At 75.0% G+C, this 25,357-nt stretch carries 23 protein-coding genes; 7 read left to right on the top strand and 16 right to left on the bottom strand.

Features of this window, described 5'->3' with window-relative positions; translation table 11 throughout:
- The first annotated feature begins 151 nt into the window (after window positions 1-151).
- A complete protein-coding gene (locus tag Q2K16_RS15095; protein ID WP_302746173.1) occupies window positions 152-910 on the top strand; it encodes a hypothetical protein in 759 nt (252 codons plus the stop codon).
- Here Q2K16_RS15095 and Q2K16_RS15090 read toward each other — a convergent pair.
- The 8 genes from Q2K16_RS15090 to glpK form a co-directional block, all read right to left on the bottom strand.
- Window positions 861-2,024, bottom strand: a complete 1,164-nt coding sequence (locus tag Q2K16_RS15090) for a hypothetical protein (protein ID WP_302746172.1) — start codon at window positions 2,022-2,024, stop codon at window positions 861-863. The genes Q2K16_RS15095 and Q2K16_RS15090 overlap by 50 nt on opposite strands.
- Window positions 2,021-3,256 carry a type VII secretion protein EccE gene (locus Q2K16_RS15085; protein WP_302746171.1) on the bottom strand — a complete coding sequence of 412 codons (1,236 nt, stop codon included), beginning with the start codon at window positions 3,254-3,256 and terminating at the stop codon, window positions 2,021-2,023. Before Q2K16_RS15085 ends, Q2K16_RS15090 begins: the two co-directional genes overlap by 4 nt.
- A gap of 109 nt (window positions 3,257-3,365) precedes the next feature.
- Window positions 3,366-4,364: a glycoside hydrolase family 26 protein gene (locus Q2K16_RS15080; RefSeq protein WP_302746170.1), complete on the bottom strand. Its 999-nt coding sequence runs from the start codon at window positions 4,362-4,364 to the stop codon at window positions 3,366-3,368.
- Window positions 4,361-6,040, bottom strand: a complete 1,680-nt coding sequence (locus Q2K16_RS15075) for a glycosyltransferase family 2 protein (RefSeq protein WP_302746168.1) — start codon at window positions 6,038-6,040, stop codon at window positions 4,361-4,363. The genes Q2K16_RS15080 and Q2K16_RS15075 overlap by 4 nt, the downstream gene beginning before the upstream one ends.
- Window positions 6,041-6,411: 371 nt before the next feature.
- Window positions 6,412-7,977 (bottom strand): glycosyltransferase family 39 protein, encoded by a 1,566-nt coding sequence (locus Q2K16_RS15070; protein ID WP_302746166.1) that lies wholly within the window; start codon window positions 7,975-7,977, stop codon window positions 6,412-6,414.
- A 5-nt stretch (window positions 7,978-7,982) separates the two neighbouring features.
- Window positions 7,983-9,650: a right-handed parallel beta-helix repeat-containing protein gene (locus Q2K16_RS15065; RefSeq protein ID WP_302746164.1), complete on the bottom strand. Its 1,668-nt coding sequence runs from the start codon at window positions 9,648-9,650 to the stop codon at window positions 7,983-7,985.
- A 98-nt stretch (window positions 9,651-9,748) separates the two neighbouring features.
- Window positions 9,749-11,491, bottom strand: a complete 1,743-nt coding sequence (locus tag Q2K16_RS15060) for a hypothetical protein (RefSeq protein WP_302746163.1) — start codon at window positions 11,489-11,491, stop codon at window positions 9,749-9,751.
- 70 nt (window positions 11,492-11,561) lie between these two features.
- Entirely contained in the window at window positions 11,562-13,046 is a 1,485-nt protein-coding gene (gene glpK, locus Q2K16_RS15055) for a glycerol kinase GlpK (protein ID WP_302746161.1), read from the bottom strand.
- Between the two features lie 63 nt (window positions 13,047-13,109).
- On the opposite strand from glpK, the gene Q2K16_RS15050 reads away from it, so the two are divergent.
- Entirely contained in the window at window positions 13,110-14,048 is a 939-nt protein-coding gene (locus tag Q2K16_RS15050) for a ribose-phosphate diphosphokinase (RefSeq protein ID WP_088647675.1), read from the top strand.
- A gap of 40 nt (window positions 14,049-14,088) precedes the next feature.
- On the opposite strand, the gene Q2K16_RS15045 is transcribed toward Q2K16_RS15050, so the two are convergent.
- Complete coding sequence (locus Q2K16_RS15045) at window positions 14,089-14,523, bottom strand: ATP-binding protein (RefSeq protein WP_088647676.1); 435 nt, start codon at window positions 14,521-14,523, stop codon at window positions 14,089-14,091.
- Window positions 14,524-14,644: 121 nt separating this feature from the next.
- Here Q2K16_RS15045 and macS point away from each other — a divergent pair, with 121 nt between their 5' ends.
- Both macS and Q2K16_RS15035 read left to right on the top strand, forming a co-directional pair.
- Window positions 14,645-15,775: a MacS family sensor histidine kinase gene (macS, locus tag Q2K16_RS15040; protein ID WP_302746157.1), complete on the top strand. Its 1,131-nt coding sequence runs from the start codon at window positions 14,645-14,647 to the stop codon at window positions 15,773-15,775.
- Window positions 15,772-16,440, top strand: a complete 669-nt coding sequence (locus Q2K16_RS15035; protein WP_302746156.1) for a response regulator — start codon at window positions 15,772-15,774, stop codon at window positions 16,438-16,440. The genes macS and Q2K16_RS15035 overlap by 4 nt, the downstream gene beginning before the upstream one ends.
- Before the next feature lie 2 nt (window positions 16,441-16,442).
- On the opposite strand, the gene Q2K16_RS15030 is transcribed toward Q2K16_RS15035, so the two are convergent.
- From Q2K16_RS15030 to Q2K16_RS15020, 3 genes are all read right to left on the bottom strand, one after another.
- A complete protein-coding gene (locus tag Q2K16_RS15030) occupies window positions 16,443-17,015 on the bottom strand; it encodes a DUF5709 domain-containing protein (RefSeq protein WP_145921547.1) in 573 nt (190 codons plus the stop codon).
- Between the two features lie 73 nt (window positions 17,016-17,088).
- The gene (locus Q2K16_RS15025; protein WP_302746155.1) at window positions 17,089-17,868 is read right to left on the bottom strand and encodes an ATP-binding protein; all 780 of its coding nucleotides are present in this window, start codon (window positions 17,866-17,868) and stop codon (window positions 17,089-17,091) included.
- Window positions 17,865-18,011 carry a hypothetical protein gene (locus Q2K16_RS15020; protein ID WP_302746154.1) on the bottom strand — a complete coding sequence of 49 codons (147 nt, stop codon included), beginning with the start codon at window positions 18,009-18,011 and terminating at the stop codon, window positions 17,865-17,867. The genes Q2K16_RS15025 and Q2K16_RS15020 overlap by 4 nt, the downstream gene beginning before the upstream one ends.
- Window positions 18,012-18,263: 252 nt before the next feature.
- Here Q2K16_RS15020 and Q2K16_RS15015 point away from each other — a divergent pair, with 252 nt between their 5' ends.
- A complete protein-coding gene (locus tag Q2K16_RS15015; protein WP_302746152.1) occupies window positions 18,264-19,580 on the top strand; it encodes a glycosyltransferase in 1,317 nt (438 codons plus the stop codon).
- 106 nt (window positions 19,581-19,686) lie between these two features.
- Here Q2K16_RS15015 and Q2K16_RS15010 read toward each other — a convergent pair whose 3' ends face one another.
- From Q2K16_RS15010 to aroA, 4 genes are all read right to left on the bottom strand, one after another.
- Window positions 19,687-20,541, bottom strand: coding sequence for a hypothetical protein (locus Q2K16_RS15010; RefSeq protein WP_302746495.1), 855 nt, complete (start codon window positions 20,539-20,541; stop codon window positions 19,687-19,689).
- 59 nt (window positions 20,542-20,600) lie between these two features.
- Window positions 20,601-21,419, bottom strand: a complete 819-nt coding sequence (hisN, locus tag Q2K16_RS15005) for a histidinol-phosphatase (RefSeq protein WP_302746151.1) — start codon at window positions 21,417-21,419, stop codon at window positions 20,601-20,603.
- Window positions 21,420-21,536: 117 nt separating this feature from the next.
- Window positions 21,537-22,469: a ribosome small subunit-dependent GTPase A gene (rsgA, locus tag Q2K16_RS15000; protein WP_302746150.1), complete on the bottom strand. Its 933-nt coding sequence runs from the start codon at window positions 22,467-22,469 to the stop codon at window positions 21,537-21,539.
- A 165-nt stretch (window positions 22,470-22,634) separates the two neighbouring features.
- Window positions 22,635-23,936, bottom strand: a complete 1,302-nt coding sequence (gene aroA / locus Q2K16_RS14995) for a 3-phosphoshikimate 1-carboxyvinyltransferase (RefSeq protein ID WP_302746149.1) — start codon at window positions 23,934-23,936, stop codon at window positions 22,635-22,637.
- Between the two features lie 102 nt (window positions 23,937-24,038).
- On the opposite strand from aroA, the gene Q2K16_RS14990 reads away from it, so the two are divergent.
- Together Q2K16_RS14990 and Q2K16_RS14985 are read left to right on the top strand one after the other, a co-directional pair.
- The gene (locus tag Q2K16_RS14990; protein ID WP_302746148.1) at window positions 24,039-24,737 is read left to right on the top strand and encodes an SOS response-associated peptidase; all 699 of its coding nucleotides are present in this window, start codon (window positions 24,039-24,041) and stop codon (window positions 24,735-24,737) included.
- Window positions 24,738-24,937: 200 nt separating this feature from the next.
- Window positions 24,938-25,330, top strand: a complete 393-nt coding sequence (locus Q2K16_RS14985) for a WhiB family transcriptional regulator (RefSeq protein WP_145921540.1) — start codon at window positions 24,938-24,940, stop codon at window positions 25,328-25,330.
- The last annotated feature ends 27 nt before the right edge of the window (window positions 25,331-25,357 follow it).

Genomic DNA, 25,357 nt, shown 5'->3' with positions numbered 1-25,357 from the left:
CAGACCTGCCGGGGCGCGTCGAATCTCATGATCGACTCAATGGGGCCGGGACAGCGGGGTCGGCCCGCCCCGATACCGCTGTCCCGCCGCAATGGCGACCAGCTCACCTGAGCGGGCGGCCCGCCCCGGTCGGGCGGGTTACGCTGCGTTGGTGAACCGCCGTGACCAGTACCGGGCCGAGTTGCGGGCGGCCGGCCCCGGGCGGTGGCCGGGATACCTGCGGGAGCGTTCGGGGCTGCCGGGGCCGCGCGCCAACCTCGACCTCGCCCAGGCCGTCGCCGACGAGGGTGACCCCGCCGCGTTCGACGCACTGATCGCCACCGACGACGAGTACCTGGTCTTCTGCGGGGTGTTGGGCCTCGGTCGGCTGCTGGCCGACGGCCCGCCGGCACGGGCCCGGACGCGCATCGGGGCGCGCCTGCACGAGCACGCGACCGACCCCCGCTGGCGGGTACGCGAGGCGGTGGCCCTGGCGTTGCAGCGGCTCGGCGACGCCGACCTGCCACGCCTGCTTGACCTCGGCACGGCCTGGGTCGGGGACCCGAACCCGCTGGTCCGGCGGGCGGCCGTCGCGGCCGTGTGCGAACCGCGTCTGCTGGCCGCTCCGGAGGCCGCCGCCCGCGCCGTCGCCCTGTGCGAACGGGCGACGACGGGCCTGGCGGCGCTGCCGGCCGACCAGCGCCGCGACGAGGGTGTCCGGGCGCTGCGGCAGGCGTTGGGCTACTGCTGGAGCGTCGCGGTGGCCGCAGATCCGGCAGGTGGCCTGCCGGCGTTCCGGGCGTTGACCGCGGTGGACGACGGCGACGTGGCCTGGATCGTCCGCGAGAACGGCCGGAAGAAGCGCCTCGCGCGGCTGCTCGTCAGCGACGCGGCGCGCCCAGCAGGTGCTGCTCGACCGGGGTCTGACTGATCCACAGGTGCCGGTCCGTGCCGCCGCCGACCAGGCTGAGCATGTCGTCGGCCATTACCTGGAGGAACCGGCTGCTGTCCGGGGGCAGCCGCAGCGCCTGCTGCGCGGTGACGGACTCGTCGGCGGAGAGCCGTTGCAGCACGCAGAGGTCGCTGTCGCGCAGGGCGGACGCGGTGCCAGCATCGAGCCGCCGCACCACGGTCAGCTCGGCCTGCCACGAACCCGGGGCCCCCGCCCCGGACGCGGTCGGGTGGGTCGCGCCGGGTGGTAGGTCGCGCACGATCAGGGTGGGCTGCCCGGCGCTGCCGGCGGTGGGTGCCGGGCGGTCGTCGGCGCGTACCTCGACCCGGTCGGCGGCCCGACCCAGCGCCGCCGGGCCGAACCCGGCCCAGGTGGTCGGGTCGGCGGTGACCACGACGACCCGGGCATTCAGGGCCAGCGCCCGGAAGGCGACGAGCTGACCCGCCCACACCCCGCCGACCAGGGCGACCCGGGTGGGTTCCGGGCGGAACAGCCGGATCGTGACCGCCGCCCGGCGGTGGTCCGCACCGAGCACCAGACCGGCCGGGAGCGGGCTCGGGCTGAGCCGGGCGAGAGCTGCCGGGGAGACCGCGTGGGTGCCGATCCGCAGCCGGGGCAGCCGACCGGACGGCCCGCCACGACCGGGCGGGTCCCCGACCTCGCGACGGTGGGCCGGGGGTGACCCGGGGGGAGCGGACGGGTGGCTCTGCGGGGCGGCCAGCGGACCGGCCAGGGCCCGGGTCAGCGGGTCGGCGGTGGCCAGCGCGGTCGCGGCGGTGGTACCGGCCGCGTCGGCGTCGACCCGGGCGCGGGGCGCGCCCAGCACCGGAGCGTCCGCGCCGACCGGCGGCGCGGTGACCGCCGGTGCGGCCACCGGCGGCGGTACGGCGGCCGAGGCGACCGCCCCACCCGGGTAGGCCCCGGCCACCGCCGGCCCCTGCGGGAACGGCCCACCCACCGGGTACGGGTCACCGGCCGGACCCTGCGGGTCCGGCCCGCCGGCCGGGTCGCGGTACGGCCCGGCCGGCTGGTCGGGGGAGGTGCCGAAGGTGGCCGGCACCGCCGTACGCCGTTCGTCGCCAGGGCCGGTCATCCCGCGCCACCTCCCGTCGGTGCCGACGCGTACACCGCCGGGCCGTGTTCGCCGTCGAGCGGGAAGAGTTCCCCGCCGGCCTGTCGTACCCCGTCGACCGCCGGGCCGCACAGCTGCGGCAGCAGCTCCGCCGGCCCGGTCACCCGGACCAGGCCCCGCAGGTCGAGATCCTCACCCGGCCCGTTCGTGGCCACCGTCAACGACACCGTCACCAGCGCCGCCGGTAGGGTCTCCAGCCAGCCGAGCATGGCCGCCGCCCGGTCGACGGGCGGCCAGCGGCGGATCCAGAACGAGCGGTGCGCGAGCGGGCCGCAGTGCCACGCCGCCCACTCCTCACGGACTCCGGCCGCACCGGCCGGGACGCCGGGGGCGAAGCCGCAGGACCTGCCGACGGCGGCGAGCAGCCCGTGCGCGTCCAGCAGCCGGTGCTCGACCCCGCTGCGGCGCAGCGACTTGCCGGTCTGGCGGGCCAGCGCGGCCACCACCGAGGGGGCGACGCCCAGGTCGACCGCGTAGTCGCCGACCGCCTCGGCCAGCGCGCGGGCGTCCAGCCGGACCGCCACCCAGGTCGACCGTCCGGCCGGGACCGGCGTGCCGCCGAGACCGGCCAGCAACTGCCGGTAGGACTCACGGGCCGGGGCGGTCGGGTCGTCGGTCGGACCGCCGGCCGGCACGGTGCTGGTCACCACCTGGAGCACGGTGCCCGGCTGGCCGGACTCGGCCAGCGCGGTGGCCAGCACGTCCAGCGGCAGGCCGGCCGGCGCGTCACCGGTCGGCCCGGAGCCGTCGACGGCGGCCACCGCGAACCAGCCGGCGTCGTCGCGGGCCACCCCGATCCGCGTGCCGTCGGCCATCGTCACGGTGCCCACCGACAGGCCGGGGGCGAGTCGTTGCAGGGCGTCCAGCCCCGGGTCGGCGGCGACCGGGACCGCTGCGGCGGCCCGTCGCCGCTGGTGCCGGGCCAGTGCCCGCTTCTCCAGCCACCAGCGGCCCCGCGAGCGCAGGAACACCACGGTCAGCAGGAGTAGGCCGCACAGCGCGGCGACGACCAGCACCGGCATCCCGAACAGTCCACTGGCGAGGACGCCGAGCAGCACCGCCTCCAGCAGCAGCAGTTGCAGCACGTGCAGTTCGCCGATCCGGCCCGGCCGACGGCGGGGTGCCAGGTGTACGCGGGCGTCGGGATCGTCCGCCGGGAGTGCGGCGCGGGCCGGCCGTGGTGCTCCGGTCATCTCCGGCTGCCCCCCAGACGCGTCGACCCGTGTGGCCCGCCCACGGTGGGCCGCCCTCATCATAGGAACCCGGCGCAGCGCCCCGGGGCCCGTGGGTGGGCGGCCGAGGTCAGTTGACCCGGAAGCCGGTCCGGGGGTCGGCCGCCGCGCCGGACCGGTACGCGGCGAGCGCCGGCTTGTCCGAGTCGATCACCCAGTCGCCGGAGCCCTTCTGGTTGAAGTAGACGAACCCCAGCAGGTCGGGCCGTTTCCGCAGGGCGGTGAAGAGTTCGTCGACCGCCCGGCGGCGTATCGTGCCCGGCTCGGACCCGGTCTCCACGATCAGCAGCGGCCGGGTGGTGAACTTCCGGACCTGGGTGATGGTGGGTCCGAACAGGTCGTCGAAGGTCTGCTCGCCGCGCCTGGTGAAGTAGCCGTCGATGCCGACCCAGTCCACGTACGCGTCGCCGGGGTAGAGCGGGGCGAGCTTCACCGACGGGACCGGGTTGATCACGTTCGGGGTCCAGGTCCAGATCACGTTCGTGGCGTCGGCACGGGCGAAGACGGCGTGGATGTGCCGCCAGGCGGCGACGAACTCCTTGGCGGTGTTGTCGTGCGCGCCCCAGGAGTACCAGTGGCCGTTCATCTCGTGCGCGATGGTGAGCGCGACCGGCAGGTTGAGCCGGCGCACCGCGACGGCGAACTCCACCAGGTACGGGTCGTGGCGTCCGGCGGCGATGTCCTTCAGCTTCGCCTTGAACGGTTCCCAGCGGACGATCGGCAGTGCGCCGTACCGGTGGACCCGGCGGACCTCGGCGGCGGCGAACTCGTCGTCGAAGCTCTCGTAGATGGTGATGATGTTGGGTTTGCTGCCGACCAGGTCGGCGAAGCGGTCGACGCGGCTCATGTCCTGCGGCGCGCCGCTCAGCGCCACCCCCAGGTAGCGGCCCTGCGGCTGGGCCAGCGGGCGGACGTCGTACGCCGGGGGCGGGCCGGTGGGGGAGGCCGACGCGCTCGGTTCGGTGGCGAACCGGGCCGGCCGGCTGGCCGGGCTGGGCGCGAGCGCGGCGTAGCCGAACACCCCGATCACGAACAGCGTGACGATGGTGAACAGTTGGCGGGAGGTCACCGGGAACGCTCCGGCCGGATGTCCCGCGCCGGCTTCACCAGCAGCGCCTGCAACGCGACGGCCAGGTAGAACGCGCCACCGAGGAAGGCCGGCGCGAAGGTCCACAGGTCGTCGGTGATCATCCGGTGGGCCGCCAGGCCGGTCCACAGTGCTCCGCTGCCCGCCGTGCAGACGGCCATTCCCCACCACAGTCGACCCGTCCTGTTCTTCCGTCCCGTGCCGCCGGTGGGCTGCCAGCCCATGCTCTGCCCGCGCAGCAGGTCCCAGATGGCGAAGGCGTGCGACCAGCCGTAGATCATCTTCACGGTCCACGCCTCCACCCGGTAGGCGCACCGGTGCCACAGCGGGAACACCACCAGGTTGTAGACCAGGCTCGGCACGATCCACAGGTAGTTCGCCGGGGCCACCGACTGCGGGAACCAGGCGAGCAGCACGATCGGCACCAGTGGCCCGACGAAGGTGAACAGCGCCGTGTGCAGGTAGTAGCAGAACCCGGAGAGGTACGACAGCCGGGTGCGCAGCCGCATCCGGGTGTTCCAGAACTTCGTGGACCCGAGCAGGCTCATCGAGCCGGCACACCAGCGGTACTGCTGGGTGAAGAACGAGTTGACGTCGGCCGGGCACAGCCCGGTCGCCAGCGGCACCGGCAGGTAGCGCAGCCGCCAGCCGCGCCGCCGCATGTCGAACCCGGTGTGCACGTCCTCCGAGTGCTCGATCAGGGTGGAACCGCCGATCGCGTCGAGCGCCTCCCGGCGGTAGAGCGCGCAGCTGCCGACGCAGATCGCCGCCTCGTGGTGCTGCCGGGACACCTGCACCATCCGGTAGAACAGCTCCTGCACCGCCCCGGCCCCGCGCTCCAGCCAGCCCTGGCCGGGGTGCACCCGGAAGTACTGCGGGGACTGCACGATCCCGAGGTCCGGCTCGGCGGCCAGGTAGGGCACCATCTCGTCGAGCATGTCGTGCCGGGGGGTGAAGTCGGCGTCCAGCACCAGGATGTGCTCGCCCAGCGTGCGTTGGTACGCGTACCGCATGTTGCCGGCCTTCTTGTACCAGCCCCGGTTGGGGCGGCGCTGGTAGACGAAGCCGAAGGCGAGCGCCATCGCCTCCCGCTCGTCGGTCGCCGAGTCGTCGAGGACGTAGACGTGCACCCGGCCCGGGTAGTGGTCGACCATCCGGCTGACGTGCTCCCAGGTGTTGCGCAGCACCTCGGTCGCCTCGCCGCAGACCGGCAGGAACACGTCCACCGACGGGTGCACGGGCGGCCGGAAGTCGCGGACCAACCGCCGGTGCCGGTCCAGGTCGAACCCGGGCGTGCCGATGTTCACCGTCGCCGAGATCAGGTAGTAGAGGACGGTGAAGCCGAACAGCGGCAGCAGCGCCAGCAGCCAGGGTGCCATCCGGACGAAGAGCAGCTGGCTGGTGAGCAGCCCGGTGAAGCTGACGAACGAGGCGATCATCAGCACCGGCAGCCGGCGGTGCCGGTAGGCGGCCTTCTCGTCGTCGTTCGGTGGCAGCGGCAGGGACGGGTCGACCGTCGCCGGTCGGCCCAGCGCCGCCGGGGCCACCGCCTCCCGCGCCGACGGCACCGCCGGGGCCGGTGCCGCAGGGGCCGGCATCGCCGACGGCACCCGCGGGGTCGGCACCGTCACCGGGCCCCGGCGCGTCGGCACCGTCACCGGGCCGCCCGGAGCGGGGGCCGGCAGTGGAGCGCGTGAGAAGGGGGCCACCGCCGGGGGACGCGCGGGAGGAGCCGCCCTCGGCCCGCGTGGCGTCGGCACGGCCGGGTCCCGGGGAACCGGCCCGGTCATCCCGCCCCGGGGCGTCGGCGGTCCCACCGGACCATCCCCTGCGGTCCGCCCCGGCCACGGCGGCGGCGCCGGAGCGCGCTGCGGGGCCGGGTCCCGCACCGGCACCGGTCCGCGCTGCGGGTGCGCGTCCCGGACCGACCCCGGGCCGGGCGGGGGCGCCGGCGGGGTGGAACGGGATGGCAGCACCGGACGGTGGAACTCCGTCGTCTCGTCGGTGCGGCCCGCACCGGCCCGGGTGCTCACTTCCCCACCTCCGGCTTACGCACCAGCAGGGCGATGCTGAAGCCCCGGACCCGCCAGGCGCGGTCGACGGCGTACGGCTTGAGCGCGGCCTCCTTCGCCGGCCCGATCCGCTGCACCGGATCGTCGAGGGCTCCCTTGCGGACGATCCACACCCGCTCCGGGCGACCCAGACACACCGGTACGTCCCGGTCGGCGCACTCCCGTGCCCCCAGGGTGCCCTGCCGGCGGGCCGGTACGGTCATCAGCACGTCCCGGGGTCGCCAGCTCTCGTCGACGTACCGGTTCACCGCGTCCCGGCTGGTGCGCTGGTCACCGGCGTCGAACGGGCCGTACACCAGCGTGTCGCCCGGACGGGCGTGCGCCCGCAACACGGCGGCGATGTCCTTGGTGCCCTGGCTGTGGCCGGTGACGCCCCGGATCTCGACCTGCACCGGGATGCCGAGCAGGCCGACCGCCAGCATCGCGGCGGTGCCCCGCAGCAGCGAACTGCGCCGCAACGCCAGCGAAGCGACCAGCGCCCAGGCCGGCACCGTGAACAGCAGGTAGCGCGGCAGCCAGAGCGGGGTGAGCTGGGCGGCGAGCAGCAGGCCGACGGCGGGCAGCACCAGCCAGGCGGTGGCCACGGCCGACCGTTCCCGCATCGACATGCCGAGGAAGGCCAGGGCGAGCACCGCACCGGCGAGCAGCGGCCCGCCGAACAGCGCCTCCGGCGTGTCGACCAGCCGGTCCAGGGTGACCGGGGGAATCCAGTTGATCTGCGTACCGGTCTGTTGCCGGCCCAGCCAGAGGACGGGCAGCACGGGCAGCGTGCCGGCCACGGCCGCGCCGAGCCAGCCGAAGAAGCCGCGCCGGCGCTGAGCCCCCCGCCAGGCGACCAGCGCGTGCGCGACGAGCAGCAGCAGGCCCACCAGGTGCATCAGCCCCAGCAACGCCACCACGGCGGAATACCCCAGGTAGCGGAGGAACCGGGGTCGTTCCAGCAGCCGGACCAGCAGCAGGGTGGCCAGCGCGGCGGCGCACACCGCGAACGCGTACGGCCGGGCCTCCTGCGCGTACCGGGAGGTGGTCGGCAGCACCGCGAACAGCAGGCCGGCGACCAGCCCGACCCGCAGCCCGCCGATCCGCAGGCCGATCGCGGCGACCAGGCCGGCCGCCGCCGCCATGGCCAGCACCGACGGCACCCGCAACGCGACGTCGGAGCTGCCGGCCAGCGCCACCCAGCCGCGCATCAGCAGGTAGTACGGGCCGATCGAGGCGTCGACGTTGCGCAGCACCGCCACGAAGTCGTCGAACCCGACGGTGACCATGCCCCAGGTGGCCAGCTCGTCCTCCCACAGGCCGGGCCGGTTCAGCCCGATCCCGCCGAGGACGGCGACGACCGCCATCGGCAGCAGCCGGGCCAGGTGGCGCAGCCAGGGCGCGTCCAGCGGTTCCGGCGGGGCCGGCTGGTCGGCCTCGGTGGGCCGCCACGGGGCGGCGGGCTCGGGTGGCGCGTCCCGGACCCGGACGATCAGGGCGGTCGGCGCGTCGCTGCGGGCACCGGTGCCCCCGGTGGGTGACATCCCGCTCACCGGGTGGCGGCGAGCAGGTCGTCCAGGACGAGGGTGCGCAGGTCGTCCCGGCTCGGCATCCGGCCCAGCGCGCGCAGCCGCCCGGACTGCGCCTTGCGCATCCCCTCCAGCAGCTTGCGGGCCTCCCGGGCGTTGCCGAAGTTCTGGTCCCGTTCGATCTGGCCGAACCACTCCAGCAGCCCGTCGGTCAGTCCCTCGGCGAGCAGGTACTCGTCGTTGCGGGCGATCCGGCCGACGATGTCGACCAACTGGACCGGGCTGTAGTTCTCGAACTCCAGCGTCTTGGCGAACCGGGACGCCAGCCCGGAGTTGGCGCCCAGGAAGGCGGCCATCTCGGTGGTGTAACCGGCGACGATCACCGCCACCTGGTCGCGGTGGTCCTCCATCAGCTTGACCAGGGTGTCGATCGCCTCCTGGCCGAAGTCGCCGCCGGCACCCCCGGCCCGGGACAGGGTGTACGCCTCGTCGATGAAGAGCACCCCGCCCAGCGCCTCGGTGAACACCGACGAGGTCTTCTCGGCGGTGTGCCCGATGTACTGGCCGACCAGGTCCCGCCGGGACACCTCCCGGAACTGGCCGTTCGGCAGCACCCCGAGGGCCTTGAGCAACTGCCCGTAGACCCGGGCCACGGTCGTCTTGCCGGTGCCCGGCGCGCCCGTGAAGATCAGGTGGTGGCTGACCGCGCCCACCGCCAGGCCGGCGTTGCGCCGCCACTCGTTGACCTGGATCTCGTCGATCAGCGAACGCACCTCGGCCTTCACCCCGGCCAGGCCGATCATCGAGTCGAGTTCGGCGAGGAGTTCCTCGACCTTCCGCTCGTCCTGACCGGCCGTCCCGCCGCCCGCGCTGACCCCGGCCATCGGCCGTCCGCCCGCCTCGGCGACCCGGTGGACGGTGGTAGCGCCCTCCGCGATCCGGACCCCGGGGGCGGCGGTCTGCTCCGTACGGCAGCCCTCGACCGAGCCGCCGCAGCCCCGGCCGACGTCGATGCCGACGCCCCGGGTGTCGTGCACCCAGCAGTCCACGATGGTGGGGCTGCTCTGCAACGCGACGACGATGCCGGCGTCGCCGGTGCCGGAGACGTCGCAGCGTTCGATGGTGGGGCGGGCCGCCTGGTAGACGTACACGCCCCGGAAGCCGGCGGTGCCGACGGTGCAGTTGCGGATGGCCGGGTCGGCACCGAGCCGCACGATGATCCCGTCGTCGGTGACGTCGCGGATCTCGCACCGTTCGACAGTGCCGCCCGCGTCCGAGACGACCAGCCCGTGCTGGCCGCCGGTGACGGTGACCTCGACGGCCTCGATCCGGGCCCCGTCGCGTACCGACACGGCCGCGGCGTACCCGGCGCTGGCCTGGCACTTCTCCATGCGCAGCCGCCCGCCGACCACCTCCACCGCCGGATAGTCGCCGGCCTGCACGACCAGCCCCTGCAACAGCACCTCGCCGCCGGTGCAGGCCACCGTCGGCCGCCCGGCGGCCCGACCGTCCACGACGACCGAGCCCGGCTCGCCGGCGGCCACCAGCCGGACCCGCCGGCCGTCGAGCCGGAGCGATTCGGGGTAGACGCCGGGGGCGATCGAGACGACCGCGTCGTCCGGCGCGATCTCCAACGCGTCCGTGATGGTCGGACAGGCCCCGGCTCGGTCAGGGGAGACAGTCAGCATGCGCACATGGCCCCGCTCGGTCGTGGAAGGACGGACCGGTTCGTCGTCGACGTCCGGTCGAAGGGTACCGGTCGACCGGGGGTGGCCTCGCCCCCGCGTCAGATGGTGAAGGTGGCCTCCCGGACCGAGGCGGCCACCTTGCGCACCTCGTCCGCGCGGTCCAGGGGCGCGGTCATCCGCAGCACCAGCTGCCTGTCGATCGCGTCCTCCGGCACGCTGCGCCAGTAGGAGAGGTAGACCAGCCCGTAGCGCGGCGCACCGTCCACCCGGGCGGTCTCCGCCCAGGTGGTGAACTCGCCACTGCGGATCCACTGCAACCCCCATGCCTCCTCCTGCCGGCGCAGCGCGGTGCGGCGCTCGTCGGTGCAGAGCCGGGGGCACTGCCGGACGACCAGGTCGCCACCGATGATCGACCCGTCGGCGGCCGGGACGCCGCACCGGTAGTGCGCCGAACCGCTCGTACGACCGGCCTCGGTGCAGCTCCAGCCGGTGGGCACCCGGAAGCTGAAGTCGACCCCGGCCAGGCCGGTGATCTCCCGGGTCGGCTCGGTGCCGGCGAAGGTGGGCGCCCCGGCGGGCCAGCCGCCGCCGACCGGCGGCTCCACCCCCGGCCGGCGCGGCGGCGTGCCCGGCAGCCCCAGGTCGACGCTCGGGGTCGCGGAGGCCGACGCGGCGACGGTGGCCGGCCCGTCTGCCGTCCGGTCGGCGACGAGGTAGCCACCGGCCGCCCCGAGCGCCGCCGCGAGCAGGGCCACCAGCACCGACCACAGTACGGCCCGACCCCGCCCGCGCGCCGGACCCGCGAGCGGCGGGAACGGTGCTGGCGGGAACGGGGCCGGCGGGTACGGCGCGAGGGCCGTCGGCGGGTACGGCGCTCCCGCGCGCTGCGGCACCACCGGCGCGGGCACCGCCTGCTGCGGGCCGACCTGCTGCCGGGCTGCCTGCTGCGGGCCGACCCGCTGCGGCCCGACCTGCGGCGGTGCCGCCTGGTGGGGGCCGGCCTGCTGCCGGGCTGCCTGGTGCGGGCCGACCTGGGGCAGAGCGGCCTGGTGCGGGCTGGCCTGGGGTAGAGCGGCCTGGTGCGGGCTGGCCTGGGGTAGAGCGGCCTGGTGCGGGGCCGCCGGGTGGGCCGGGGTGGCCGGGTGGGCCGGGCGGGGCGCGGCACCCGGCGGCACCGTGCCGCCGGTGGCCGACGCGATAGGCCCGGTCGACGCGACAGGCCGGGTCGACGCACCGGGGCTGGTCGACGCACCGGGGCTGGTCGGCGAAGCAGGCCCGATGGATGCGGTGGGTCTGGTCGACGGAGCGGGCACCCCCGGCGTGGTGTTCCCCGGCCGTGCCGGGCCCGCCGGCCCGGCGGTGCCCTGCCCGTCCGGTGCCGGTGTCCCGGCGGCCACGGCGGCCGGTGTCCCGGCGACGGGCGTCCCGCCCGGTGCCCCGGCGACCGGCGTCCCGGCCGGTGTCCCGGCGGTCGGCCGGTGCGCCGGGGCGGGCTCGCCGGACGGTCCGCCCCGGGTGCCGGCTACCGGGGGCTCTCCGGCCGGGACGAGGCGCTGGCCCAGCGCGAGGAAGACGTGCGCCGCCCCGGCACCCTGCTCGGCGGCGCAGGCCACCCAGGGCACCGGGCCGGTGTGGTTGGCCCCGGTGATCGGTAGGCCGTCGGAACGGGCCAGCGTGTTGGCCGCCGCGGCGAACGCCTCCCGCCAGCCGCCCTCGGCGGCGGCCGGCGCGAGCACGGCCACGGTGAACGGCCGCTCGGCGGCGTCCCGTGCGTCCCAGACCTCACCCAGCTCACACGAGCTGAGCTTGCGGTGCAGCGCGTACGGACCGACTGTCTGCATGTGGCATCCCCCCGACCGATCGTATCGGTCGGTACGACGAAGACCGATCGACCGACGGGTCGTCGCCGGGTCAGTCGACCCAGTCGAGCGTGCGGGCGACCGCCTTGCGCCACCGACCCAGTTCCCGCTCCCGGTGCGCCGGGTCCATTCGGGACTCCCACTGCGCGTCGGAACGCCACCGGGCGCGCAGGGTCGCCAGGTCGGGCCAGAAGCCGACGGCCAGGCCGGCCGCGTACGCCGCGCCGAGGCAGGTGGTCTCGGTGATCCGGGAACGGACCACCGGCACCGCCAGCACGTCGGCGAGGAACTGCATCAGCAGGCCGTTGGCGGTCATTCCACCGTCGACCCGCAACCGGCGCAGGGCGACGTCGGAGTCGGCGTTCATCGCGTCGACCACCTCGCGGGTCTGCCAGGCCGACGCCTCCAGTGCCGCCCGCGCCAGGTGCCCCTTGGTGATGTAGCCGGTCAGCCCGGCGATCACCCCCCGGGCGTCGCTACGCCAGTGCGGCGCGAACAGTCCCGAGAAGGCGGGTACCACATAGCAGCCCCCGTTGTCGTCCACGGTGGCGGCCAGCTCCTCGACCTCGGCGGCCGAGGAGATCAATCCGAGGTTGTCCCGCAGCCACTGCACCAGTGAACCGGTCACCGCGATCGCCCCCTCCAGGGCGTACGCGGCCGGCTGGCCGTCGATCCGGTAGGCCACCGTGGTCAGCAGGCCGTGGCTGGACGGCACCGGACTGGCCCCGGTGTTGAGCAGCAGGAAGCTCCCGGTGCCGTAGGTGCACTTCGCCTCACCCGGCTGGAAACAGGTCTGCCCGAACAGGGCGGCCTGCTGGTCGCCGAGCGCACTGGCCACCGGCACCCCGTCGAGCACCCCGTGGGCCGTCCCGTAGACCTCCGCCGAGCTGCGGATCTGCGGCAGCATCGCGGCCGGGACGCGCAGCGCGTCGAGCAGCTCCGGGTCCCAGTCGAGGGTCTCCAGGTCCATCAGCATGGTCCGGCTGGCGTTGGTGACGTCGGTGACGTGCCGTCCGGTCAGCTTCCAGACCAGCCAGCTGTCCATCGTGCCGAACAGCACCTCGCCCCGCTCGGCGCGCCCCCGCAGCCCGTCGACGTTGTCCAGCAGCCAGCGCAGCTTCGGCCCGGCGAAGTAGGTGGCCAGGGTGAGCCCGGTGCGGGCGCACAGCCGCTCCTCGCCGTACGAGTCGGCCAACTCCCGCAGCAGCGGGCCGGTACGGGTGTCCTGCCAGACGACGGCGTTGGCGACCGGCCGGCCGGTCGCCCGGTCCCAGACCACGGTGGTCTCCCGCTGGTTGGTGATGCCGACGGCGGCCAACCCGTCCGGGCCGGTGCCGGCGTCGGCCAGCGCGTCGCGGACCACCCGTTCGACGTTGGCCCAGATCTCCTCGGCGTCGTGCTCGACCCAGCCGGGCCGGGGGAAGATCTGCCGGTGCTCGCGTTGCGCGACGGCGACGATCTCACCGGCCCGGTCGAAGACGATGCACCGCGACGAGGTGGTGCCCTGGTCGATGGCGGCGACGTACTCTCCGGTCATTTCGGCACCGTACCGGCCGGGCGCGCTCCGGAGAACCACGGCGGCTCCGTACGATCTCCAGACGTGCGCGACATCGCCGTGTTCAGTGGAACCGCCCATCCCGACCTCGCCGCCGAGATCTGTTCCCACCTGGGGGTGCCGCTGCACCCGGTGCGGGTGTCCCGGTTCGCCAACGACTGCCTGGAGGTGCAGTTGCAGGCGAACTGCCGGGAGCGGGACGTCTTCCTGATCCAGCCGCTGGTGCCGCCGGTGCAGGAGAACCTGGTCGAGCTGCTGCTCATGATCGACGCCGCCCGGGGCGCGTCGGCCGGCCGGATCACCGTGGTCCTGCCGCACTACGCGTACGCCCGGTCGGACAAGAAGGACGCGCCGCGCATCTCCATCGGTGGCCGGCTGGTGGCCGACCTGCTCACCTCGGCCGGTGCCCACCGGGTGCTGGCGATGACCCTGCACTCGCCGCAGGTGCACGGCTTCTTCAGCGTCCCGGTCGACCACCTGCACGCGCTGCGGGAGTTGGCCGCCCACTTCCGAGGGCGCGACCTGGGTGACACGGTGGTGGTCTCGCCGGATCTGGGCAACGCCAAGGAGGCGGCGGCGTTCGCCCGGATGCTCGGCACCCCGGTCGCGGCCGGGGCGAAGCAGCGGTTCAGCGACGACCGGGTCACCATCAGCACGGTGATCGGCGAGGTGGCCGACCGGGACGTGATCGTGCTGGACGACGAGATCGCCAAGGGCAGTACGGTGGTCGAGTTGATCGGCCACCTGCACGAACGCAACGTCCGGTCGATCCGGCTGGCCTGCACCCACGGCCTGTTCTCCAGCGGCGCGCTGAGCCGGCTCGCCGCCGTCGAGGGGGTACGCGAGATCGTCTGCACCAACACCGTGCCGATTCCGGCGGACAAGCGGGTGCCGAAGCTGACGGTGCTGTCGGTGGCCCCGGCGCTGGCCGAGGCGATGCGCCGCATCCACAACGGCGAGTCGGTCAGCGCCCTGTTCGGCTGACCGGCACCGGCGGGCCGGGTCGACGGACCAGGGCGGCGGGTCAGCCGGCGGCGGCGCTGATCCGTACGGTGGTGCCGGCCGAGCCGCTCTCGACCTCCATCGCGTCGCTCAGCTCCCGGGCCAGCCAGAGCCCCCAGCCGCCGGCGGTGTCCGGGGCGGGCCGGCTGCGGTCGTCGAGTCGCTGCTCGCTGATGCCACTGCCGTGGTCGGAGACCTCGCAGACCAGTTCGCCGGGGCGTCGCCAGAGCCGCAGCCAGCCCCGGCCGCCGCCGTGCCGGACGGCGTTGGTGATCAGCTCGTTGACCGCCAGCACGAAGTCGTCGAGCCGCTGACCGGCCAGGCCGGCCGCGTGCGCGCAGGAGCTGACCGAGTGTCTCAGCTCGGTCACCTGTGCCTGGTCGAACGCCTCGGCGATGAGAAGGGAAGGTTCGATGGGCACCACCGTACGCGGTGTGGGAAGTTCTGCGTTCGTCATGGGCCCTGTCCCGGCAGCGATCTCGGAGTTTTTCACGCTATTTCTACCGTACGTCAGGGTTCTCCGGTCCGCACCGACCGGCCCGGCCGGCTGACCTGGGGACTGTGGCATCGTGGCGGCCATGCCGTCGTCCCCGCCGGGAGGTTTCGCCGACCCGCTGTGGCGTTCCGTCGCGGTCTTCCGCTTCGCCTCGCTGGCGTACGTCGGCCTGCTGGTCCTGCGCGACGCCGGCCGGTACGCCCACCCGGTCGCCGCGGGCGGCGTACTGCTGGTGATGCTGGCCTGGTCCGGGGTGACGGCGGTCGGGTACGCCCGGCCGGCCAACCGGCGCTGGCCGCTGCTCCTGGCCGACCTCGGCGTGGTCCTGGCGATCCTGGCGGTCACGCCGTGGGTGGTGGGACGTCCGGCGCTGGCCGCCGGGGTGCCCGCCCTGGCCGTGGCGTGGCTGGCCGGCCCGGTGCTGGCCTGGGCGGTCTCCGGCGGGCGGCGGCGCGGCACGGTGGCCGCGCTGCTGATCGGCGGCACCGACCTCGCCACCCGGGGCCGGATCGGCCCGTCCTCGCTGACCGGGGCGATCCTGCTGCTGCTCGCCGGGGCGGTGGTGGGGCACGTGGCCCGGCTGGCGGTGACCACCGAGGAACGGTTGCAGCGGGCGGTGGAACTGGAGGCGGCGACCCGGGAACGGGAACGGCTCGCCCGGGACATCCACGACTCGGTGCTCCAGGTGCTCTCCCTGGTCCAGCGGCGCGGCGCGCACCTCGACGGGGAGGCCGGTGAGCTGGCCCGGCTCGCCGGCCAGCAGGAGGTGGCGTTACGCGCGTTGATCTCCGGGGCCCCGCCGACGTCCCCCGCCGACCCGGTCGGTGAGGTCGACCTGCGGTCCCTGCTGTCCGGGTACGCCTCGGCGACGGTGCAGGTCTCCGCCCCGGCGACCCCGGTGCCGCTGCCCGCGCCGACGGCCCGGGAGGTGGCCGCCGCGACGGCGGCGGCCCTGGACAACGTGCGGCGGCACGCCGACGGGCGGGCCTGGGTGCTCGTCGAGGACGAGGGCGACACGGTGACCGTGTCGGTGCGCGACGCCGGGCCGGGCATCCCGGAGGGGCGGCTGGTCGAGGCGGCCCGGCAGGGCCGGCTGGGGGTGGCGCAGGCCATCCGGGGACGGATGACCGACCTCGGCGGCGAGGTGCGGATCATCTCGACGCCGGGGGAGGGCACCGAGATCGAACTGATGGTGCCGAGGAGGAACCGATGACCGGGGTACGGGTGATGGTGGTCGACGACCACCCGATGTGGCGGGAGGGGGTGGCCCGGGACCTCACCGAGGCCGGGCACCTGGTGGTGGCGACCAGCGGGGAGGGCCGCCAGGCGGTCCGGGTGGCCGCCGCCGCCCGACCCGACGTGGTGGTGCTCGACCTCCAACTGCCGGACATCTCCGGGGTGGAGGTGATCCAGGGACTGCGGGCCGCGTTGCCCCGGGTCCGGGTGCTGATGCTGTCGGCCAGCGGCGAGCAGCAGGGCGTGCTGGACGCGGTGAAGGCCGGGGCCACCGGCTACCTGCTGAAGTCGGCGGCCCCGGCGGAGTTCCTGGACGCGGTGCGCCGTACGGCGGCCGGTGAGCCGGTGTTCACCCCGGGCCTGGCCGGTCTGGTGCTGGGTGAGTACCGGCGGCTCGCCGCGGACCCACCGGCCGGCGGGTCCGGCGACGACGGGCCCGGCGCGACACCCCGACTCACCGACCGGGAGACCGAGGTGCTGCGGCTGGTGGCGAAGGGGCTGTCCTACAAGCAGATCGCCGGGCGGCTCGGGCTGTCGCACCGCACCGTGCAGAACCACGTGCAGAACACGCTCGGCAAGCTCCAGCTGCACAACCGGGTGGAGCTGACCCGCTACGCGATCGAGCGGGGCCTGGACGACTGAGGTCAGTGCGCCTCGGGCGGGCGAGTCTCGTGGACGGCCAGTTCCTCGGCGCTCGCGCCGCCGCCGGCCGCGCCCGCGTCGTAGGCGATGCTGTCGGTCTCCTGGTCGGTGCGGGCCCCCTCGTCCGGTTCGACCAGCCGGCCCACCTGCGCGTCGGCGACCGTGCCGAGCTGACCGTGGTCGTAGAGCGAGACCGGGGAGTTCGGGTCCGAGGTGGGACCCGGATCGAGCACGTCGGCGTCGAGCTGGGCCTGCGCGGCGGCCTCCTCGTTCTCCGCCTCGGCGGCGATGTCCGGGTCGACCGGCCCGGCCAGCGGGTCGTCGGCCCGCCGCTCGTACTGCTCGCGGTCGAGCTTGTAATCCAACGACTCGCCGTCGAGCTGCTCGTCGGCGGTGGTGCCGAAGTGGTCGACGGCCACCGGGGTGCGGTCGCCGGGTAGCTGGGCCGGGTCGGGGCCGTCGGCCTCCCGGCCGGTCAGCACGTCGTCGTCGGCGGTCGAGTCGTCGTCGGCGGTGTCGGGCAGGCCGAGCGCCTCGGGGTCGGACACGGGGGTCGGGAACTCGTCGTCGCGCATGGCTGAGCACTACCCACTGGCACGGCCCGGGTAACCGGGTCCAGCTCCCCGGATCGGGACGAAAGGGCAGCAATCAGTCGTGGTGCCAGTGCGACTCGTCCTCGGTGTGCAGCACGCACCAGATCACCTTGCCGTCCGGGAGCAGGGTGCTGCCCCAGCGCCGGGCCACCGTGTCGATCAGCAGCAACCCCCGGCCGCCGGCCGAGGTGAGCGGGGCCAGCCCCGCGTAGCGGGGCAGCCGCCGGGAGTGGTCCCGCACCGCCAGGTGCACCGTGTCGCCCTGCGCTGCCAGCCGCAGCGTCATCGGGGTCGACGCGTGCGCCACCACGTTGTTGACCAGCTCGGTGACCGCGATGCAGGCCGGTTCGGCCAGCTCCGGCACGCCCCACCGGGCACAGCCGTCGGTCACCAGTTCCCGCGCCCACCGGGCCGCCCCGACCGCCGGCGTCAGCTCCTCGGTCAGCACCGCCGCCATCGGCGTACGGGCCAGGGCCGCTGTCGCCTCGGCCGGGGTCCGGTAGACCGCCAGCTCCGTCGCGGCCCCGTCGGCGACCGTCCCGGTCGGATCGACCACCAGCAGGTCCGCGGCGGGCCAGTCGCGTACCGTCCGGCGGACCCCGGCCAGCAGCTGGCCGGCGGTCGACGCTGCGGCGCGCAGCCCGGCCAGGTCGACCACGATCGGACCGGGCCGGGCGACGAGGCGGGCGAGCAGCGCGTCGCGTACCCGGTCGACGTCGGCCGGCTCCAGCGTTCCGGCGAGCCGGACCAGCGCGGAGGAGTCGTCGGCCACCACCTGGCACCCCGCCCCGGGGTGCCGGACCGTCCCCGGCGTCGGCAGGTCGGCGCGGCTCATCGCGGTCGCGCCCGATCGGCACGGACCGGCCGGGTCGGCTTCCCGGCGACGCCGGGCCGGGCGGGGCGCGGCGTCGGGGCGGCGTCGAACCCGTCGGTGAGGCCGGCGACCACCACGGCGGCGACGGCGGAGGTACGGGTCATCGGCATCTCCGCCCGGTACCCCCGGTCGGGCCGGGTCATGCCGCCGCGCGGCCACTGATCGGCGGGACCGATCCGTGACCCGCAGCTCACCCCGGGTCGGGCCCGCACCGGGCCGGTTCGGTGTGGGGTGCCCCACAGCCGACACACGGCCCGCTGACCGCTTCCGATCTGCGAGGTTTCGGCTCGTGGGGCCCCGGTTAATGGGACGCTCTGACCGGAGACCATCCCTCGCAGATCGCATGGAGGTGCACCATGCGCGTCGGCCTCGTCTGCGCGCACGCCGGGTCGTCCCGGCACGCGGAAGGACCGCCCGTCGGCACCCACGAGCACGTCGCTCGGGTCGCCGGCGAGCTGGCCCGGCGCGGCCACGACGTGCGGGTGTACGAGCGCCGCGACGACCCGGCCCTGCCGGCGAGCGTCGAGATCGACGGCTACCTGGTGGAACGGGTGCCCGTCGGCCCGGCCCGGCCCACCGTCACCGCCGACCTGGTCCCGCACGTGCCCGAGTTCGGCCGCTGGTTGGCCGACCGGTGGGCGGGGGAGTGGACGCCGGAGGTGGTGCACGGGCACTACTGGATCGGCGGCCTGGCCGCCGCACACGCGGTCCGGGAGACGGACATCCCGGTGGTGCAGACCTTCCACTCGCTCGGCGTCGAGCAGCGCCGCCACCTCGGCCGCCGGTACGACGGCCCCGGCGAGCGCATCCCGCTGGAGCGCGCCCTCACCCGGGCGGTGGACGTCGCCGTCGCCCAGTGCACCGACGAGGTCGACGAGCTGACCCGGATGGGGCTGCAACGCTCGTCGGTGGCGATGGTGCCGACCGGGGTGGACGTCGAACGGTTCCACCCCGACGGCGAGGCCGCCCCCCGCGACCGGCGGGCCCGCATCCTCTCCGTCGGCGGGCTGTCCCCCGGACACGGCCAGGACGACCTGATCCGGGCGATGCGGCTGGTCGGCGACGCGGAGCTGGTGATCGCCGGCGGGCCGCCGGCCGACCAGCTCGCCACCCACGCGGAGGCCCGGCGGCTGCGTGAGCTGGCCGAGCGTACCGGGGTCGCCGACCAGGTCACCCTGGTCGGCGCGGTGCCGCACGACCAGCTCGCCACCTGGTACCGCTCGGCCGACGTGGTCGCCTGCACCCCGCACTACTCCTGCGCGGGGCGGGTGTCGCTGGAGGCGATGGCCTGCGGGGTGCCGGTGGTCGGCTACGCCGTGGGCGGCATCGCCGACGCGGTGGTCGACGAGGTCACCGGCCGGCTGGTGCCCCCCGGTGACGTCCGTACGCTGGGCATGACGCTGCGCCGGCTGCTCGCCGACAACGCGGGCCGGTTCGCCTACGGGCACGCCGCGGTGGACCGGGTGCGGTGCAGCTACACCTGGGAGCGGACGGCCGGCGCGCTGGAGCGGCTCTACGAGCGGGTGGTGGGTCGGCGTGCCCCGGTCGAGGTGCCCGAGACGGTGCCGGTCGACGTCGAGGCCGACCCGTCGGCCGGCCCGGACGTCACCGTGGCGGTCGAGGTCGAGGCACCGGCCACGGGGACGGCGACCACCGGCCCGGTCGGCGTCTGACCGGGGCCGTTCACCGCCGACACGACCTGCGGCCGGGGCCGGTGCCGGCTCTCGTGCGGCGCTGGTGTCTGTGGTGCCGGCTTTCGTGCGGTGCAGGCCCGTCGGGTCAGGCCCGGGGGACCGCGCCCACCATGGCGCGTTCCCGGGTGCGGGCCACCGCGTGGTGATGCTGGGGTGCGGCGTACCTGGTGAGCCCGATGACCGAGGCGAGGGTGATCAGGAAGCCGACGGCGGCCAGCCACTCCCGGCCCGGCCAGATCTTGTCGTTGAGCAGCAGCAGGCCGACGACCGCGGCGGGCACCGCCCCGGCGGCGTCCATCGCGGCGACGGCAGCCGTCGTGGAGCCCCGCTGCATCGCCAGGCCGAGCAGCAGCTGACCCACCAGCGAGTGGGCGATGAGCAGGTAGAGCAGCGGGTCACGGACGAACGCCTCGGCCGACGGGGCGGAGGCCAGCGGCCGGGCGGCCACCGCGGCGGCGGAGAACGCCAACCCGGCCAGGGAACCGAGCGCCACCGAGCCCGGTGCCCCGTGCAGGCGTACCGCGAAGAAGCCGAGCAGCCCGATCCCGCCGAGCGCCATCGCCAGGGCGACCAGGCCGGCGGTGCCGAGCCCCTTGGAGGGGGCCGGCTGGGCGGAGAGCACCAGCGCGGTGATCCCGGCGAAGAGCAGCACCAGCAGCGCCACCTCGGCGGCGGGCAGCCGCCACTTGAGCACCACCACCCCCAGCAGGGCGGTCACCCCCAGCCCCGCCGCCACGCTCGCCTGCACCAGGAACAACGGCAGGTCGCGTCGGGCCAGGAAGGCAAGCACGAAGCCGGTCACCTGGCAGAGCAGCCCGATCAGGTACGTCCGGTGCCCGGCCAGCCGCAGCAGCAGCCCCGGGTCGAAGGTGTGGTGCACGGTCGTCCGCGCGGCGGCCACCGACTGGAGCATGTTGGCGAAGCCGTACGCGATGATCATCGCCGCGAGGAAGCACCAACCGGAGGACACCACCAGGCGAGAATAGAGGGCCGGTGCGTTCAGCGCGCGGTTGGCCGACCCAGCCGGGACAGCACGTCGGTGTGCAGCGGCCCGTTGGTGGCGATCGCGCTGATCTCGCCGGATGCCGTCCCACCAGGGGCGGGAATGCCTTCCAGGGTGGTCATGGTGCCCCCGGCGGCGGTCACGATCGGCACCAGCGCGGCCACGTCCCACAGCGAGAGTTCCGGCTCCACCATCACGTCCAGTGCCCCCTCGGCCAGCAGCATGTAGCCGTAGAAGTCGCCGTACGCGCGGCTGCGCCAGGTGTCGCGCATCAACTGGAGCACCGCGTCCAGCCGGCCGGCCGCCTCCCAGCCGGTCAGCGACGAGTAGCAGAAGCTGGCGTCGGCGAGGTCGCGGACCCCGGAGACCCGGATCGGCTCGCCGGAGGCGGCGTCGCGCCCCGCGTACGCCCCCACGCCGGGGGCGCCCCACCAGCGCCGGCCCAGCGCCGGGGCGGAGACCAGCCCGACCACCGGCCGGTCCCCCTCCAGCAGGGCGATCAGGGTGGCCCACACCGGCACGCCCCGGACGAAGTTCTTGGTGCCGTCGATCGGGTCGATCACCCAGCGTCGGTCGTGCGGGCCGGTGGCCGGCTGCTCGCCGTACTCCTCGCCGAGCAACCCGTCGCCCGGCCGATGGGCAGCCAGCAACGCCCGGATCTCCCGCTCGACCGAGGTGTCCGCGTCGGACACGGGAGTCAGGTCCGGCTTCGCCGTCACCCGCAGGTCCAGTGCCCGGAACCGGCTCATCGCGATGGCGTCGGCGGCATCCGCGAGCCGATGAGCAAGTTCGATATCCCTCGCGTACCCCGTCACCCCGAAACCCTAACCCCCACCCCACCCACCCTTCCCCACTCCCCACCCACCCCTCCCCGCCAGCGGGGAGGGGTGGGTGGGGAGTGGGCACGGGGCGGGAGAGGAGGAGAGGGGCGGTCAGGAGCCGGCGAGGGGGTCGCCGGGGTTGCGTTCCGCCTCGCGGGGGTCGCCCTCGCCGGCCCGGGAGGCCAGCAGGCGACGGTACGAGGCCAGCCGCCGCTGGTCGGCCTTGCCGGTGGCCACCCAGGCGTCCAGGGCGCAGTCCGCCTCCTCCGCCGTGTGCGGGCAGTTGGGTGGGCAGTCCACCGTCCCCTCCACCAGGTCGGGGAAGCCGTGCAGCAGGCTCTCGGCCGAGACGTGGGCCAGCCCGAAGCTGCGGATGCCCGGGGTGTCCACGATCCAGCCCGGGTCGCCGTCGCCGTCGGGGGTACGCGGCAGCCGTAGCGCCACCGCGCTGGTGGAGGTGTGCCGGCCCCGGCCGATGGCGCTGACCACGCCGACCGCCCGTAGCGCGTCCGGCACCAGCCGGTTGACAAGCGTCGACTTGCCGACCCCGGAGTGGCCCACCAGCACCGACACCCGGCCGGCGAGCAGGGCGCGCAGCGCGTCGAGGTCGGAGTCGGGCCGGACCAGCACGTACGGCAGTTCCAGCTCGGTGTAGTAGCCGACCACCTGTTCCGGGCCGGCCAGGTCGGCCTTGGTCAGGCAGAGCAGCGGCTCGATGTCGGCGTCGTACGCGGCGACCAGGCAACGGTCGATGAAGCCGGTCCGGGGCGGCGGGTCGGCCAGCGCGCTGACGATCACCAACTGGTCGGCGTTGGCGACCACCACCCGTTCCAGCCGTCCCTCGGCGGTGTTCTCGTCGTCGTCGGCGGTACGCCGCAGCACCGAGCGCCGCTCGGCGATCCGGACGATCCGGGCCAGCGCCCCGTCCGCGCCGGAGACGTCGCCGACCAGGCTCACCCGGTCACCGACCACCACCGACTTGCGGCCCAGTTCGCGGGCCCGCATGGCGGTGACGGCCGCACCGTCCGGGGCGTCGGGGAGCACGCAGGTGTAGCGGCCCCGGTCGACGGCGATGACGAACCCGTCGACCGCGTCGTCGTGCCGGGGGCGGGTCCGGGTACGCGGACGTGAGGACCGGCCGGGCCGGACCCGTACGTCGTCCTCGTCGTACTCCCGTCGCTTGGTCGCCAGGACCTGCCCCCTCCGCCGTCAGCTCTTGCCGGTCACCATCGCCGACCATAGTGCCGGGAACTCCGGCATGGTCTTCGAGGTGCACGCCACGTCGTCCACCTCGATGCCTCCGACGGCGAGCCCGGCCACCGCTGCGGCGTGCGCCATCCGGTGGTCGGCGTAGGTGCGGAAGGCGCCCCCGCGCAGCGGCCGGGGCCGGATCTCCAGCCCGTCGGCGGTCTCGGTCAGGTCGGCGCCGAGCCCGGTGAACTCCCGGGCCAGCGCGGCGATCCGGTCGGTCTCGTGCCCCCGGATGTGCCCGATGCCGGTGAAGGTCGACGGCGAGTCGGCAAGCATGGCGAGCGCGGTCAGCGCCGGGGTCAGTTCGCTGACGTCGGACAGGTCGGCGGTCAGGCCGTGCACGGTGCCGGTGCCCCGCACGGTCAGCCCGGCGGTGGTCAGGGTGACCTGGCCGCCCATCCGGTCCAGCAGTGAACGGAGCTGTTCGACAGGTTGGACGCTGTTGTGCGGCCACCCCTGGAGGGTCACCTCGCCGCCGGTGACCAGGGCGGCGGCGAAGAAGGGGACCGCGCCGGAAAGGTCGGGTTCGATCTCCCAGCCCCGGCCGGCGAGCGGCCCCGGCTCGACCACCCAGACGTCGGGGACGGTGTCGTCGACGGCCGCCCCGGCGGCCCGCAGCATCTGCACCGTCATCCGCAGGTGCGGCGCGGAGGGCACCGGCGGGCCCTGGTGCCGGACCACCACGCCCCGGTCGAAGCGCGCCCCGGCGAGCAGCAGGCCGGAGACGAGCTGGCTGGAGGCGGAGGCGTCGATCACCACCTCGCCGCCGGTGACCCGGCCGACGCCCTGCACCACCAGGGGCAGGCTGCCGGTCTCCGGCGCGTCGATCCGGACGCCGAGCGAGCGCAGCGCGCCGATCAGCGGGCCGAGCGGCCGGACCCGGGCCTGCGGGTCGCCGTCGAAGGTGACCCGTCCCTCGGTGAGCCCGGCGACCGGCGGGACGAACCGCATCACGGTGCCGGCGAGCCCGACGTCGACGTGGGCCGGGCCGACCAGCCGGTGCGGCCGGACCAGCCAGCGGTCGTCGTCGGAGACCGAGACGTGGGCGCCCATCGCCCGCAGCCCGCCCGCCATGAGTTCGGTGTCGCGGGCGCGCAGCGGCCCGTGCAGTGTCGACGGGCCACCGGCCAGCGCGCTGAGCACCAGGGCCCGCGCGGTCATCGACTTGGAGCCGGGCAGGCGCAGGGCGGCGGTGACCGGGTCGGTGGCGGTCGGTGCGGCCCAGGGCTGTTGCGGACGGGTGGCGGTCAGGTTTCCCACGGTCACATTCTGCCAACCCGACGGCGTTTTCGAGACTGCCGACGGGCCGGCTCCCGGTGGGCGGGACAGCCGGTGGCGGCGCGGGGGGTTAGCGTAGGCGCCATGTGCGGCAGGTACGCGACGACCCGGAGCTCCGGGGACCTGAGCGCGGTCTTCGAGTCGTACGACGAGACCGACGGCGGGGTCCGGCCGGACTACAACGTCGCGCCGACCGACCGGGTGCCGGTGGTGCGGGTCGATGCGGAGCGGGGGCGGGCGCTCTCGGTGGGCCGCTGGGGGCTGGTGCCGCACTGGGCGAAGTCGGCCGCCGGGGCGGCCCGCATGATCAACGCGCGGGCCGAGACGGTCGCCACCAGCCGGGCGTACGCGCTGCCGTTCGCCCGCCACCGCTGCCTGGTCCCGGCCGACGGCTGGTACGAGTGGGTGCGCCGGGCCGGCGGTGGCAAGCAGCCCTACTTCATGACCCCGCGGGACGGCTCGGTGCTGGCGTTGGCCGGCATCTGGTCGCGGTGGGAGACGACGCTCACGTTCAGCGTGCTCACCACGGCGGCGGTGGGTGAGCTGGCCGAGGTGCACGACCGGATGCCGCTGCTGCTGCCGCCCGACCGGTGGGCGGACTGGCTCGCCCCGGCCGACGATCCGGCGGCGCTGCTGGTCCCGCCGTCGGTGGACTGGCTCGCCGGGCTGGAGATCCGGCCGGTGGGTACGGCGGTGGGCGACGTGCGTAACGACGGCCCGGAGCTGACCGCCCGGGTGTCGCCGGACCGGGAACGCTCCCACGGGGGCAGCGCGCTGTTCTGATCGCGATAGGCGACATTGGCGCGTACGAATTGCCAGAGTTCCGGGCGAAACGTCACTCGGAACTTCTGCCATCTTTCCGGCACACCCCTTGTCTCCGTAGCCGGCAGTGCGATACAACACAGCGCTGGCACTGGGAGCGTCCTCGCGCAGTGCGAACGACGCCCGTCGATCTTGCCGGTCCCACGGGGGAGGTGGGTGTGATGACCCGGGCACGTATGCCCCGACCGCACGAGGTGGCCGCCGCACGACGAGATCCGCGACTGCTCCGGGCGTTGCGGGATCGCCGTTCCGACGATGCCTGGCGGACCAGAGGTACCTGCCAGAGCGTGGACCCGGAGACGTTCTTTCCGGCGCCCAACGAACCGGCCGACGCGGCGGTCGCGCTCTGCCGCAGCTGTGACGTGCAGGGTTCCTGCCTGGCCTGGGCGCTGGAGGTGGGCGACACGCACGGCGTCTGGGGCGGCACCACGCCCCGCGAGCGCCGGGCCATGCTGGTCGCCTGGCGTGGCGAGGTCGGGGCCGATTCCGGCACGGCCGGTGACGCCGGCCCACCGGTCCGCGACCAGTTGCTCACCCTGGTGCCGTTGAGCTGAGCGCGCCGCCGGCCACGGCGCAGAATG

This window comes from Micromonospora cynarisoli, from assembly GCF_030518815.1.
GTDB lineage: Bacteria > Actinomycetota > Actinomycetes > Mycobacteriales > Micromonosporaceae > Micromonospora > Micromonospora wenchangensis.
Note: the sequence above shows the minus strand (reverse complement) of the source record. Positions and strands in the feature narration are given on the sequence as shown.

Coding starts and splice junctions, on each gene's coding strand:
- Q2K16_RS15030 (WP_145921547.1), bottom strand. CDS start 17,015: ATGCGCGACGACGAGTTCCCGACCCCCGTGTCCGACCCCGAGGCGCTC.
- Q2K16_RS15025 (WP_302746155.1), bottom strand. CDS start 17,868: ATGAGCCGCGCCGACCTGCCGACGCCGGGGACGGTCCGGCACCCCGGG.
- Q2K16_RS15035 (WP_302746156.1), top strand. CDS start 15,772: ATGACCGGGGTACGGGTGATGGTGGTCGACGACCACCCGATGTGGCGG.
- Q2K16_RS15065 (WP_302746164.1), bottom strand. CDS start 9,650: ATGCTGACTGTCTCCCCTGACCGAGCCGGGGCCTGTCCGACCATCACG.
- macS (WP_302746157.1), top strand. CDS start 14,645: ATGCCGTCGTCCCCGCCGGGAGGTTTCGCCGACCCGCTGTGGCGTTCC.
- Q2K16_RS15045 (WP_088647676.1), bottom strand. CDS start 14,523: ATGACGAACGCAGAACTTCCCACACCGCGTACGGTGGTGCCCATCGAA.
- Q2K16_RS15020 (WP_302746154.1), bottom strand. CDS start 18,011: ATGACCCGTACCTCCGCCGTCGCCGCCGTGGTGGTCGCCGGCCTCACC.
- glpK (WP_302746161.1), bottom strand. CDS start 13,046: ATGACCGGAGAGTACGTCGCCGCCATCGACCAGGGCACCACCTCGTCG.
- Q2K16_RS15010 (WP_302746495.1), bottom strand. CDS start 20,541: ATGATCATCGCGTACGGCTTCGCCAACATGCTCCAGTCGGTGGCCGCC.
- Q2K16_RS15090 (WP_302746172.1), bottom strand. CDS start 2,024: ATGACCGGCCCTGGCGACGAACGGCGTACGGCGGTGCCGGCCACCTTC.
- Q2K16_RS15060 (WP_302746163.1), bottom strand. CDS start 11,491: ATGCAGACAGTCGGTCCGTACGCGCTGCACCGCAAGCTCAGCTCGTGT.
- Q2K16_RS15070 (WP_302746166.1), bottom strand. CDS start 7,977: ATGTCACCCACCGGGGGCACCGGTGCCCGCAGCGACGCGCCGACCGCC.
- Q2K16_RS15085 (WP_302746171.1), bottom strand. CDS start 3,256: ATGACCGGAGCACCACGGCCGGCCCGCGCCGCACTCCCGGCGGACGAT.
- Q2K16_RS14985 (WP_145921540.1), top strand. CDS start 24,938: ATGACCCGGGCACGTATGCCCCGACCGCACGAGGTGGCCGCCGCACGA.
- Q2K16_RS15015 (WP_302746152.1), top strand. CDS start 18,264: ATGCGCGTCGGCCTCGTCTGCGCGCACGCCGGGTCGTCCCGGCACGCG.
- Q2K16_RS14990 (WP_302746148.1), top strand. CDS start 24,039: ATGTGCGGCAGGTACGCGACGACCCGGAGCTCCGGGGACCTGAGCGCG.